The sequence below is a fragment of the uncultured Mailhella sp. genome, from assembly GCF_905187505.1.
Lineage (GTDB): Bacteria > Desulfobacterota > Desulfovibrionia > Desulfovibrionales > Desulfovibrionaceae > Mailhella.
The window spans coordinates 1-12,465 of the sequence record NZ_CAJJIC010000063.1; the positions used below are offsets into that span (position 1 = coordinate 1).

Genomic DNA, 12,465 nt, shown 5'->3' on the forward strand with positions numbered 1-12,465 from the left:
AAGAGAGCGCTGTCTCCCTGCACCACGATGGTCAGAGGATTGGCCGCGCCCTGCTGGCTTTCGTACTTGATCCAGGTGCCGCGGTCGGTGAGGGCGTAGGCGCCCTTTTCGGCGGCGATGGCGAGAGTGGCCATCATGCCCTGACCGGCGGAGATGTAGAAGGGTTCCTTGTCGGGCTTCAGGTTGAACTGCTTCCACAGATTGAGCTCGGCGGAATGGGTGCCGGACTTGTCGCCGCGGCTCACGAAACCGGCCTTGGCGTCATAGATGGCCTTCAGAGCCTCGCCGGTGGTCTTGCCGGCGATCTTCGCAGGGTCGGACTTGGGGCCGACGATGACGAAGTCGTTGTACATGACCTGACGGCGGTCGATGCCGTAGCCGTCGTCGATGAACTTCTTTTCCACGTCGGGAGCGTGGACGAGAAGCACGTCGGCGTCGCAGTTCTTGGAAATTTCAAGAGCCTTGCCGGTGCCCACGGCCACCCACTTGAGGTCGATGCCGGTTTCCTTCTTGAACACGGGCGCGACGTATTCCAGAAGTCCGGAATCCTGAGTGCTGGTGGTCGTGGCCATCATCAGGGAATCTGCGGCCTGCGCGGGAAGAACGCAGGAGAGCGAGAGCAGAGTGCCGAAGAGGACTTTGCCGAAATGGTTCATGGATATGCTCCTTGTTATGGTTGCGGCTCTTCGGAAGTGAAGAGCCGGCGTTGTCAGTCGGTGGAGAGGCTCACGGCGCGCGCAGGAAAGCTCAGATAGACCCGGCTTCCCTGACGCACCCGAAGGCGTGCCAGATGCGCGGTTTCTTGCACGGCGTTCATTCGCGTGCCGTCGGCAAGCTCCAGCACGAGGAAGGATTCCACCGTGTCCTGATGCAGTGCCGTCACCGTGGCGCGCACCGGCCCCTGAAGGGCCAGAGACGCCTTTTCGGCAGACAGCACGATCTGTTCAGGGTCGATGGAAACCGTGGCCACCTGGTTGAGATGCAGTTCCATGTTGAGAAACTGCCTCACGTCGCATCTTGCCGTGATGACGAGGTCGGAAAAGGTGGTGACTTCCACGCTCGCCGCCCGCATTCCCGTCCGTATGTCCGTAATGATGCCGATGAAGGCATTGTCCGTCTCCTCATCCGTCGTCGGTCTGCCTGCGGAACTGTTCTTCACGATGCGCTTGGCCTCGCCTCCGGCAAAGTCCAGAAATTCCGCGATCTGTGCCGTTTTCTGCTGCCCGAGATAGGCCTGAACCACGTTGAACGGCACGTGCAGCTCCAGAAGCTCCAGACCTCTTGCGTAGCGTATGGCACGCGGTCCGGCCATGCCCGGCGCAAGCCCCATGCCCTCGGCGACGGCGTAGAACTTCCTGCGGACGAAGCCCTGATCGAAATGAAGAAAGGACTCGCTTTCGGCCTCGGGAAGACTGAGTATGCGCCGGATGTGCTTCATGCACGAGACGGGCAGAAGCACGTCCCGTCCGCCGGGATCGGGAACGTGCACCATGCCCGTCACCGTGTCCACGTCCTGCCGCACGTTCAGGCTCAGCGCCTCGCCGAGCCTGAGACCTCCGTAGCGGATGAGCAGGAAAAGCAGATGAAGCCGCGCGCGGACGATTTTCTTTGCCGTGGTCGTGGCTTCCTTTTCCCATGCTTCCCAGCGGAGCGTAAGCTGTTCGAGCAGGCTTCTGGTCAGATGTTCCTGAGGCAAGGTGCACTTCGTCTTTTATCTGTTCCGCCCCATGGAAATCAGGGAACGGATGCATTTATGAAATCATGCCTTTCACTCATGGCACAAAACGCCCATGGTGTATACGCTGTGAAAAATGTCCGTTGCCTAATTATGAAATGACTTTCATGGTGCAAACGCGTATTTCAATATAACGTAAAAAATTCATATAGGCAATACTGAAATGGGGAAACTGTCACTGGACGATGTTTTATTTCAAAATTATCATATTTCTTTTCAAGGTGATTGCGCAAAAAACGAAATGTTGCAAGAAGCGGGAATCCGAGCCTTTTCCTCCCGGAACGGAGGGCGTCTTTTCTTTTTTCTTCAAAAGGTTATACTCCGCGGAAGTATCATTCCATTTACCCGGGAGAAGTCATGAAGTCCTTTCTTACCCTGAAATCGGTGGACGAGGTGCTGTCGCTCGTCAAGACCTTTGAGCCTCTTGAAGAGGAAAGCGTTCCTCTGGACGAGTGCGCGGGGCGCTGCCTTGCGCGGGACTGGACGGCGCCCGAAGATCTGCCGGGCTTCGACCGCTCCACGGTGGACGGGTATGCCGTCCGAGCCCGGGACGTGTTCGGCGCGCAGGAAGGCTCTCCTGCGCTTCTGGAATGCGTGGGCGACTGCCCCATGGGAAAGGCGCCGGACTTTTCGCTGGCGCCGGGACAGACGGCGCGCATACTCACGGGCGGCATGCTGCCCGAGGGGGCGGACTGCGTGGTCATGGTGGAGTATTCCCGGCCTGCGGGAGAAAATCTGGTGGAGCTTGTGCGCACGCAGGCTCCGGGCGATCACGTGCTGGAGCATGACGAGGATGCTTCCGCCGGAAAGATGCTCCTGTCGGCGGGCACGCGTCTGCGTCCCCAGGAAATCGGTCTGCTTGCGGCTCTCGGTCAGGTGAGCGTGTCGGTGAGGAGACTGCCGCGCGTGGCCATTCTTTCCACGGGAGACGAGGTGGTGCCCTTTGACGAGAAGCCTCTTCCCGGGCAGGTGCGGGACGTGAACTCCCATTCCCTTGCGGCGCTGTGCCGTCAGGAGGGGGCCTGCGTGCGTTTTGAAGGCCTTGTCCGAGACGACGTGGCAAAGCTGGAAGAGGCCGTGCGCCATGCGCTGGACTGGGCCGACGTGGTGCTGCTTTCGGGCGGCTCCTCGGCAGGCATGCGGGACCATACCGTGGACATTTTTCTTTCCATGCCGGAAGGGGAACTTCTGGTGCACGGCGCGGCCATCAGCCCCGGCAAGCCGTTCATCCTTGCCCGTTCCGGCAGAAAGTGCCTCATGGGCCTTCCCGGGCACGTTTCGAGCGCTCTTGTGTGCGCCCGCGTCTTTCTTGCGCCGCTTCTCCGGCATCTGCAGGGCCGGGAGGAACCCGTCCCCGCAGGAGTGCCGGCCGTGCTTTCCCGTGGCGTGGCCTCGGCTCAGGGGCGCCGGGACTTCATCCGCGTGAAGCTCTCGCGCACAAGCGAAGGCGGCTGGACGGCCGAGCCCCTTACCGCGCCTTCCGGGCTCATTTCCGGTCTTGTGTCGGCCGACGCTCTTGTGGTCTGCCCGGAAAACAGCGAAGGGCTGTACGCCGGGCAGGAAGTGTTTGCGGAACTTCTGCGCTGAGACGGCGTTCCGGCCCTGCCGGATGCCGCATCATGGCCGCCTTTTTGTGAGACGGCGTCCTGTCCCTTCCTGTGCGCCCTGCAGGGGGCGCCGGTTCCTTCGAGGCGGAACCGGCGGGGAGGGCGGAGGCAGCGGCTTTTTCTGCCGTCCTGCCGAGAATCGACTGTCATCATGGCGCGCTGCGCCAGGAGAGAACATATGCCCAGACATACCTATCTTACGATGAAGACTCCCGACGAGGCTCGGGAGCTCTGGTTCGCCCGCACGGACGAGCTCGGCATGGAACTTGCCGAAGAGGAAGTCCCGCTTTCTGCTGCGCTTCATCGCGTGCTTTCCCGTCCCGTGGAGGCGCGGCGCTCTTCGCCGGCGTTTCACGGAGCGGCCATGGACGGCGTGGCCGTGAAGGCCGAGGATACGTTCACGGCCTCCGCACGCAGACCGCTGCGTCTGGAAATCGGCAAGAACGCCTTCTGGATCAATACCGGCCGCCCCATGCCCGAAGACTGCAACGCCGTGATCATGGTGGAGCATCTCAACGTGGAGGAGGGCGGAAAGTACGTGGTCACGGAAAAGGCCGCCTTTCCCTGGCAGCACGTGCGCAAGCTCGGCGAAGACATGGTGGCCACGGAGATCATTCTTGCGCCGGGCGTGGTCGTGGGGCCGTATGAACTCGGCGCGCTGGCCGCGGCAGGCGTGACCCGTCCTCTCGTGTTCCGCAAGCCGGAGGTGGCCATCATCCCCAGCGGTTCGGAGATCGTGGCGCTCGATGAGGCGAAGGAAGAGGATCTTCGCGCCGGTCGGGCTCTGCCGGAATTCAATTCCCTCATCTTTTCCGCCATGGTGGAGGATGCGGGCGCTCATGCCCGCGTGTGCCCCATTGTTCCCGACGACGTGGAGCGCATCCGCGCGGCCATTGCCTCGGCCGTGGAAGGTGGGGCGGACCTCGTCATCATGAACGCGGGCTCCTCCGCGGGCAGTCATGACTATACGGCCGACGTCATCGCCGGCATGGGAGAACTTCTGGTGCACGGCGTGGCCGTCATGCCCGGCAAGCCCACGGCGCTCGGCATCGTGGAAGCCGGGGGGCGAAAGGTGCCCGTCATCGGCACGCCGGGCTATCCGGTGTCCGCCATCGTGGCCATGGAGGAATTCGCCCTGCCGCTTCTCGCCCGCTGGCAGAAGCGGGGCGTGAGACGCCGCGAGTCCGTGTCCGTCATTCCCTGCAATCCCATTCCTTCGCGCCCCGGCATGGAGGAGAGGGTCCGCGTCAAGCTCGGCGTGGTGGACGGCACCTGCTACGCCGTCACGCTTCCCCGGGGAGCGGGCACCGTGACCAGCCTTTCCCGTGCAGACGCCGTCATTCCCATAGAACGCGACCGAGAAGGTCTGGATGCGGGAGTGCCCGTGCGCGCCGAGCTTCTCCGCACCCGGGAGGAGATCGAGGGTGCGCTGCTCGCCACGGGCAGCCACGACAATACGCTGGATCTCATCGACAGCATGCTGAGAAGAAAGCATCCCGGCTTCAGGCTGACCTCGGCCCACGTGGGCTCTCTCGGCGGTCTTCTCGCGCTTCGGCGCGGGCAGTGTCACCTGGCGGGCAGCCATCTGCTCGACGAGGAAAACGGCGTGTACAACCGCCGGGCCATTCAGGAGAACATGAAGGGCGTGCCTGCCCTGCTGGTGCAGCTCGTGGAACGCGAGCAGGGCATCATGGTGCTGCCCGGCAATCCGAAGAACATCGTATCCTTCGAGGACCTGTGCCGCGAGGACGTGCAGTTCATCAACCGGCAGCGAGGCAGCGGCACGCGCGTGCTTCTCGACTACGAGCTCAAAAAGCGCGGCCTCTCGCCCGCCAGCATCCTGGGATACCGCGACGAGGAATACACCCACATGAACGTGGCGGCCGCCGTGCTCTCCGGTCGTGCCGATGCGGGACTAGGCGTGCGTTCCGCCGCCGCGGCTCTCGGGCTGGACTTCATTTCCGTGGGCGTGGAGGAATACGACCTCGTCATTCCGAAACGCTATGAGGAAGATGCGCGAATTCTGGCCCTGTTCGACGTCATCCGCTCCGATGAATTCAAAAAAAGCGTGCAGGCCATGGGCGGATACGGCACGGACAGAACCGGCGAGATCATCTGGGAATACGACGGAAAATAACGGGAGAGACGGCCTCTTCCCTCGACCGGTCGGGGCGGGGGAGGCGGCCGTCTTCTTTTTTGCCGTCGTTCGCTTCGGCGTTCCCTCAGCGCGCAGGCAAAGGAGCGTCTCTTGCGCCGCTGAAAGAAAAAGGCTCCGACGTCTGAGTCAGACCTCGGAACCATGGGAAGAGCATCGTGGCTTTCTGAAAGGCGCATTCGGGAGGCGTTTGCAACCTTCCGTAAAAGGAAAATCCTGCCGGAGCATTGCGCAGGACTGGGGGAAATGCGGGGAATCGGGCGGACGTGTTCGCTGCCTGCGTCCATGCGGAGAATTCCCGTCAGGAATCGGCCTGCGTGTTCTTGGGACCGACATATTTTTTCATGGCCAGGCTGCACTTGCCGGTCTTGATCTTCCGCGGCGTGGTCGCATTTTCGGAAAGCTGCACGCTGGCGGGCAGGCAGGAGCGGATGATGTCGAAGGTTCCGTCCTTCTTCCATGCCGTAAAGCGTCGCCATGCCGTGACATAGCTGCCCATGTCGCGGGGCAGGTCGCTCCAGCGGCAGCCTGTGGTAAGGACATAGAGAACGGCTTCGAGCGTTTCGCGGTCGCTCTTGCGGGGACGTCCCACCTTCTTGCCCCGGGCGAGAAACGGCTCTATGCGTCTCCATTGCTGATCGCTGATGAATGCCATGCCGTGATCCTTTATTTGATGATGTTTTTTCTGGTTCAGACGGAAAACGAAAGGGTTTCCAGTTCGGGAATGGAAAGGTCGAGATGAAAGAGCTTTCCGCCGTCATTTTTGTCCATGCAGAGCCACCGCATGAGAAGAGATACCATAAGAGTGGCGGTGCCCGCTACTGTGAGCACATGAGTATTCATGGCGGCACCTTCCAGATTGCCTGAAACTTCACCGGGATAAACTCGGGAGAAGGGCAGGGCGAAGGAGCTGTCGAAAAGGGCGAGTCCTTCGTTTCTCGCCACGGACCCCTGCACGCAGGGAACGCCGGCCTTTTCGGCTTCGTGTTCCAGCATTTTTTTCCTGGCCACGGAGTCAAGGCAGTCCATGACCGCGTCCGCGCCTTCGAGCAGGCCGGGAAGGTTGCTTTCGTCCAGAGCAACGGCATGGACTTCAACGTTCATGTAGGAGGCAAGCTCCAGCAGACCCTCGCGGCAGGCCTCCGCCTTGAGACGGCCGAGGGTTCTTTCCGTGCAGAAGTGCTGACGGTTGAGATTGCTTTCCTCAAATCTGTCGGGATCGCAGAGCACCAGAGTTCCCGCGCCCATGCGTGCCAGAAGTTCCGCCACGTGTCCGCCGAGTCCCCCGCATCCGGCCACAAGAATCCTGGCGGAGAGCAGGCGGGATATCGACTGTGCGGAAAAGGCGCCCCTGCAGCGGCTGAAGCGTTCCGGCCAGAGATCCCGGGAAAGAAGTCCGGCCATGACGACGCGCTCCGGCATTCCCGTTTCTGCGGACAGAAGACGTATGCCCGCTCTGGACACGTCCGTTCCGTCCTTCCTTCGGGTGATGAAGGGGGCGAGGGTCTTCAGCAGCGTCCGTGTTTCCGGGAGTGTGTCCATCTAGCCTCCTCCCACGGCGGGAAAGTAGGCCACGCGATCGCCGTCTCGAACGATGCTGTCAAGTTCGCTCTGACGGCTGTTGATCATGACGATCTTGATTTCTTCCAGAGGAATGCCGATGCGCGCGGCCAGTTCTCCGGCCGTGAGGGAAGATTCCCCCTCGTTCAGGGAAACGGAAAGGCCCGCTTCCGGCTCGTATCCGGGGACCATGTCGCGCAGGGTGGTGCTCAGTTTTATCAGTATGCTCATGGGCGGAAGGTCCCGCGCGGAGCTCTCTCCGCGCGGGACGGGCAGAGTGTTACTTCTTTATCCAGTTGAAGGTGGTCTGCAGTTCTTCAGGCGTGAAGTCGAACGTGGTGTTGTGAGGCGCCACGGGCTCGTCGGTGAAGAAGTCGGGCAGATGGTCGGCGGCTTCGGTGATGCCGGCGCGACGGTTGAAGTCGATTTCGGTGGACAGGATGCGCTGACCGAGGGTGACCACGTCGTCACCGGTGAGCTTCCAGCCGAACTTGGCGTTCAGCATGTCCACGATGGCCGCAAGGGCATCCGGGATGTCGAGAATGGCGAAGGCGGTGAACAGGCACAGGCCCACGCTGTCCACGGAGGCCGTGGCGATCTGCAGATTGCGGGAAAGTTCGATCTGACCGTCCTTCTTGAGCGGATCGACCTTGCCGCCGCAGGAGAGGATGTTCGCGGTGACCGCATAGCCCGCGGTGTGGTCGGCGCCCATGGGGGTGGTGGCGTAGGTGACGCCCACGCCCTTGACCGCGCGCGGATCGTAGGCGGGCAGGCTCTGACCCTTGACGCAGGGCACTCTGCGCACGCCGAACACGCGGCCCGTGGTGGCGGTGCCGCAGCCGATGATGCGGCCGAGCGGGGTGCCTTCGCTGATGCCCTTCATGGCTTCCATGACGGCCTTGCCGTCGCCGAGCGGAATGCCGCCTCCGGCCATGGCCACGCCCACGGCCACGCCGACGTCGATGGTGTCCACGCCGATGTCGTCACACATGTGGTCGAAGGTGCAGATGAGGTCGAGGTCGTCGATGTTGCTGTGGGGACCGAAGCACCACAGGGTTTCGTATTCGGGCCACTTGCTCTTGAACTTGCCCTTTTCGTCGGGGAAGATGCCGCTGCAGCGGATGATGCATCCGCTCATGCAGCCGTGGGCCACGGAGCCTTCGCCGCCGCGTTCCTTGGTGAGCTTGTTCATGCGCTCGCCGGAAACGGCTTCATGATGCTCGAACTGGCCGCAGGTGAAGTTGCGGGTGGGAAGGCCGCCCGCTTCATGCAGGATGTTCACGAGAACGGCGGTGCCGTATTCGGCAAGGCCCTTGCCCGTGATGGGATGGCTGGTGAGGGCCTTGGCGAAGCGCTTGGACGCGGCCTTGAAGCCTTCTTCGTCCACGAGGGGATGGTTCTTGCCGCCCTCGGGATTGATGATGATGGCCTTGAGGCCCTTGGAGCCCATGACGGCGCCCACGCCGCCGCGGCCCGCATGACGCTGCGGACGCAGTTCGCGGTCCGTGAAGGCGATGCTGGCGGCGGTGAGCTTGAATTCGCCGGCTCTGCCGATGGTCACGTAGCTGCAGTCCTTGCCGTACTGCTCGACGAGCTTGGCCACGGCGTCGAAGTTGTTCAGACCGGCCACGGTGGAGGGCACGAGCCTGGCGGAATCCTTGCTGATCTCAAGCTGCCACCATTCGCCTTCGGTGGCCATGTCCTCAACGATGATGGCGAGGATGCCGAGCTTGGCGAGATGGCCGCCGGGCTGACCGCCGGAGTTGGATTCCTTGATGCCTTCGGTCAGAGGGCTCTTGCAGCCCACGGAAATGCGGTTGGAGTTGGGGCTGTTGGTGGCGCCGAGAAGTCCCGGAGCGAACACCAGCTTGTTGTGCGGTCCGAGAGGAGTGCAGATGGGGTTGACCTCGCGGGCCACGATGGTGGAGGTCAGCGCACGGCCGCCAAGACCGGCGTATTCTTCGGGGATGTCCTCAAATACGCAGCTCTTGGTGGCCATGTTGACACGCAGGAAACGAAACATGCCGTGCTCCTTGTTTTGGTGGATTCACGATGGATGGAGAAGCTTCTTTATGCCGACATTAAGGCTCCGGCTTTTTTTTCGTCAAGGAAGAGGAAAAACAATCACGCTTTTTCCTTCCCTGCATCATTTCGTGACCATCCTAAACGGGGAGGACGGCAGCGCGCACTGTCTGAGGCGCGGCGCTACTTCGTCCAGGAAAAGAAGACCGGCGGCTTTCTCGTGCAGGGAGGCACGGCGACCTTGGTGTAGCCCATGCCGAGGGTCGACACGAGATGGAAGTTTTCGGGCACGCCGTGGGCCTTCTTGAAGTCTTCGTCGTTGAAGAGGGCCTCGGCAAAGCCTATCCAGCAGCAGCCTATGCCCTCATTCTCGGCCGCGAGCATGAAATTGCCCGCGACCAGGGAGCAGTCGTAGACGTTCCAGGGAGAATCTTCGTTGCCGTAGATGACGAGCACGGTATCGGCGTGGTAGAAAATGTGGTACTGCTCCTTCCTGAGCCAGGATTCGTACTGGCGGAACTGCGGATAGGCGTCGAGATTCTCCAGCACCTTCTTCTTGATGCTCTCGGACAGTTCGTCGATTTCCTTTTTGTCCTGAAGGACGACGAATCCCCAGGGTTCCATGCCGGAACCCGTGGGAGCCTTGACTGCAAGCTCGACCAGATGCTGCAGTACTTCCTTTTCGACGGGCTTGTCGGTGTAGATGCGTATGCTGCGGCGTTGTTCAATGGCTTCGATGACGTTCATAAGGCAATCCTCATCATGAAAAAGTAAGGGAATCAGGCGGAGACCTCGTGCGGGCGCTCCGCGTCCGAGATGCGTCCGCCCGCTGGAAAAGGGGCGTGAAAGGCCTTTATCCTCAGGGAAATCAAAAGTTTTCGCCCGTAGAAACGACACGGGGCGGATGTTCGAAATCCATCCGCCCCGTGATCATGAAACGTTCCGAGAACGGGAAGGAGTCCTTTCAGAGCAGGGCTGTCCCGGAACGACGCGCTACTTGTTGAGGGAGGCCACGCCGGCCTTGGCCACGTTGGTGTCTTCCTGCACGGAGCCGCCGCTCACGCCGATGGCGCCGACGACCACGCCGTTCTTGTCCTTCAGCAGCTCGCCGCCGCCGAAGATGACCAGGCCGTTGTTGGTGACTTCGATGCCGTACAGCTCGCCGCCGGGCTGAGCGGCAGCGCCGAGTTCGGCGCTGGACATGTTGAACATGCGGGCCGTCTTGGCCTTCTTCATGGAAACGTCGATGCTGCCGAGGAAGGCGCCGTCCATGCGGCAGAAGGCCTTGAGGTTGCCGCCGGCATCGATGACGGTGATGTTCATGGGAACGCCCTGTTTCTTGGCGAATTCGAGAGCACCGTCCACGACCTTCTGCGCCTGTTCGAGCGTAAGATCACCGGGAAGCTGAAGTTTGCTGGTGTCGACAGCGGCAGAAGCGGGGGCGACCAGAGCGGCCAGAAGGGCGCAGGTGAGAAGAATGCGACGCATGATGCTACTCCGTGGTTTGCAAAAGGCAGACATGGCGAAAAATCAGGCCATGCGTGCGCTTCTGGTTTTTCTTCCTTATAGCTCAGCGGAAACGCCGTTTCAAGGGGAAGCGTTCTTTTCCCGTCGAGAGGGCAGGGGAGAAAAGGGCGGCAACATCCTTGTCCCCGGCCGCAGGGAACTTTGAAACCGGAGAACCATTCCTATTAAAAATGAAGCATCGGAAGGCGTTTTGCCCATGCCGCTCCCGACGGAAACGATGGAGGATAATTTTTTATTTTTCATTGTATTCAATATAGTTATATTTATTTAAGAGCACACTTGCAGAAGAATGTTACCTGCCCCCCACAGAGGCGCAAAGTGGACGAAAAAGGGGGAATTTTGAAATGGAATTTTGAAATGGAATGGAAAAGTTTTGGAGCTTGTTTTTTAAGTAACACGGTAATATGCCATGATGATTGATTATTTTATTTATTGAATTTTGAAATGAAAAAGTTAATTTTTTATTTTTTCAGAACCTTTGACATTTTCACAGCAGTACCGTAGGACAAATACAGTACAAGTCTCTTATCCTCTTGCTAACTACTGCTACCAAGGAGTTACTATGAGCACTGATGTCAAATGCATGTACCAGGGTCAGATCACTTCTTTCTTCATTCCTACTGTTACTCTCGTCGGTCCTAACTGCAGTAAGGAAATTCCCTACCGCCTGAAGAGCCTGGGCGCCAAGCATCCTCTTATAGTAACTGATAAGGGTATCGTTGCCTGCGGCATCCTGAAGCAGATCACCGACATTCTCGACGAAGGCGGCGTGTCCTATGTTGTGTTCGACGGCGCTGTCCCGAACCCCACCGACCAGAACGTGCATGACGCTGCCGAAGTTTACAAGGCCAACGGCTGCGACAGCCTCATCACCCTCGGCGGCGGCAGCTCTCATGACTGCGGCAAGGGCGTCGGCTTCCTCGTCAGCAACGGCGGCAAGATTCAGGACTACGAAGGCGTGGACAAGTCCTCCAAGCCCTTCCCGCCCTATGTTGCCGTGAACACCACCGCCGGCACCGCTTCCGAAATGACCCGTTTCTGCATCATCACCGACGTTGCCCGCAAGGTTAAGATGGCCATCGTCGACTGGCGCTGCACTCCCAGCGTCGCCATCGACGACCCCGTCCTCATGATGGGCATGCCGCCTTCCCTCACCGCCGCTACCGGCATGGACGCTCTGACCCACGCCGTGGAAGCCTATGTTTCCACCGCCGCCACTCCCATGACCGACGCCTGCGCTGAAAAGGCCATTGAATTCATCAACCGCTATCTGCGCCGCGCCGTGGCCAACGGCAAGGACAAAGAAGCCCGTGAAGGTATGTGCTACGCCGAATATCTCGCCGGCATGGCCTTCAACAACGCCAGCCTCGGCCACGTGCATGCCATGGCTCATCAGCTGGGCGGCTTCTACAACCTGCCCCATGGCGAATGCAACGCCATTCTGCTGCCCTACGTCTGCGAATACAACCTCATCGCTGCCCGTCGCCGCTTCGGCCGCATCGCCAAGCTGCTCGGTGAACGCACCGAAGGCTACACCGCCAACGAGTCCGCTGAAGCCGCTGTGAAGGCCATCCGCGAACTGTCCCGCGACGTGAACATCCCCGAAGGCCTCATCGCCCTCGGCAAGAAGTACGGCAAGGAAGTGCGTGAAGAAGACATCCCGATCATGACCGCCAACGCTCAGAAGGACGCCTGCGGCCTGACCAACCCTCGTACGATGACCGACGCTGCCGTGGCGGCCATCTACAAGAAGGCTCTGTAAGAGCGGCATGAAATGATGCCGGAGCAGGCCTCCGGCGTCAGCCTGGTACATCCACCTCCCCGATGACGGGCGCGCATGGTCGGCATGCGCGCCCGTC

Annotated in this window: 11 protein-coding genes; 3 read left to right on the plus strand and 8 right to left on the minus strand. The window is 60.6% G+C overall.

Annotated elements, in window-relative coordinates; genetic code table 11:
* A partial coding sequence (locus QZZ60_RS07070; RefSeq protein WP_295639815.1) for a substrate-binding domain-containing protein occupies nucleotides 1-656 on the minus strand: 656 nt, incomplete at its 3' end.
* A gap of 53 nt (nucleotides 657-709) precedes the next feature.
* Nucleotides 710-1,696 carry a TOBE domain-containing protein gene (locus QZZ60_RS07075; RefSeq protein ID WP_295639818.1) on the minus strand — a complete coding sequence of 329 codons (987 nt, stop codon included), beginning with the start codon at nucleotides 1,694-1,696 and terminating at the stop codon, nucleotides 710-712.
* Between the two features lie 396 nt (nucleotides 1,697-2,092).
* Between QZZ60_RS07075 and glp the strand changes: the two genes are divergently transcribed.
* Together glp and QZZ60_RS07085 are read left to right on the plus strand one after the other, a co-directional pair.
* Nucleotides 2,093-3,322 (plus strand): gephyrin-like molybdotransferase Glp, encoded by a 1,230-nt coding sequence (gene glp, locus QZZ60_RS07080; protein ID WP_295639821.1) that lies wholly within the window; start codon nucleotides 2,093-2,095, stop codon nucleotides 3,320-3,322.
* 198 nt (nucleotides 3,323-3,520) lie between these two features.
* Nucleotides 3,521-5,479 carry a molybdopterin biosynthesis protein gene (locus QZZ60_RS07085; RefSeq protein ID WP_295639824.1) on the plus strand — a complete coding sequence of 653 codons (1,959 nt, stop codon included), beginning with the start codon at nucleotides 3,521-3,523 and terminating at the stop codon, nucleotides 5,477-5,479.
* Nucleotides 5,480-5,798: 319 nt separating this feature from the next.
* Here the strand turns inward: QZZ60_RS07085 and QZZ60_RS07090 are convergent, their stop codons facing one another.
* From QZZ60_RS07090 to QZZ60_RS07115, 6 genes are all read right to left on the minus strand, one after another.
* Nucleotides 5,799-6,152, minus strand: coding sequence for a transposase (locus QZZ60_RS07090; RefSeq protein ID WP_295639827.1), 354 nt, complete (start codon nucleotides 6,150-6,152; stop codon nucleotides 5,799-5,801).
* 35 nt (nucleotides 6,153-6,187) lie between these two features.
* Nucleotides 6,188-7,039 carry a ThiF family adenylyltransferase gene (locus QZZ60_RS07095; protein ID WP_295639830.1) on the minus strand — a complete coding sequence of 284 codons (852 nt, stop codon included), beginning with the start codon at nucleotides 7,037-7,039 and terminating at the stop codon, nucleotides 6,188-6,190.
* Nucleotides 7,040-7,288, minus strand: a complete 249-nt coding sequence (locus QZZ60_RS07100) for a MoaD/ThiS family protein (protein ID WP_295639833.1) — start codon at nucleotides 7,286-7,288, stop codon at nucleotides 7,040-7,042.
* Nucleotides 7,289-7,337: 49 nt separating this feature from the next.
* Nucleotides 7,338-9,080, minus strand: a complete 1,743-nt coding sequence (locus tag QZZ60_RS07105) for an aldehyde ferredoxin oxidoreductase C-terminal domain-containing protein (RefSeq protein ID WP_295639836.1) — start codon at nucleotides 9,078-9,080, stop codon at nucleotides 7,338-7,340.
* Between the two features lie 182 nt (nucleotides 9,081-9,262).
* On the minus strand, nucleotides 9,263-9,826 hold the full coding sequence (locus QZZ60_RS07110; RefSeq protein WP_295639839.1) for a nitroreductase family protein: 564 nt from the start codon (nucleotides 9,824-9,826) through the stop codon (nucleotides 9,263-9,265).
* Between the two features lie 246 nt (nucleotides 9,827-10,072).
* On the minus strand, nucleotides 10,073-10,567 hold the full coding sequence (locus QZZ60_RS07115) for a heme-binding protein (RefSeq protein WP_295639842.1): 495 nt from the start codon (nucleotides 10,565-10,567) through the stop codon (nucleotides 10,073-10,075).
* Between the two features lie 601 nt (nucleotides 10,568-11,168).
* Here QZZ60_RS07115 and QZZ60_RS07120 point away from each other — a divergent pair.
* On the plus strand, nucleotides 11,169-12,368 hold the full coding sequence (locus QZZ60_RS07120) for an iron-containing alcohol dehydrogenase (RefSeq protein ID WP_295639844.1): 1,200 nt from the start codon (nucleotides 11,169-11,171) through the stop codon (nucleotides 12,366-12,368).
* Nucleotides 12,369-12,465: the final 97 nt, after the last annotated feature.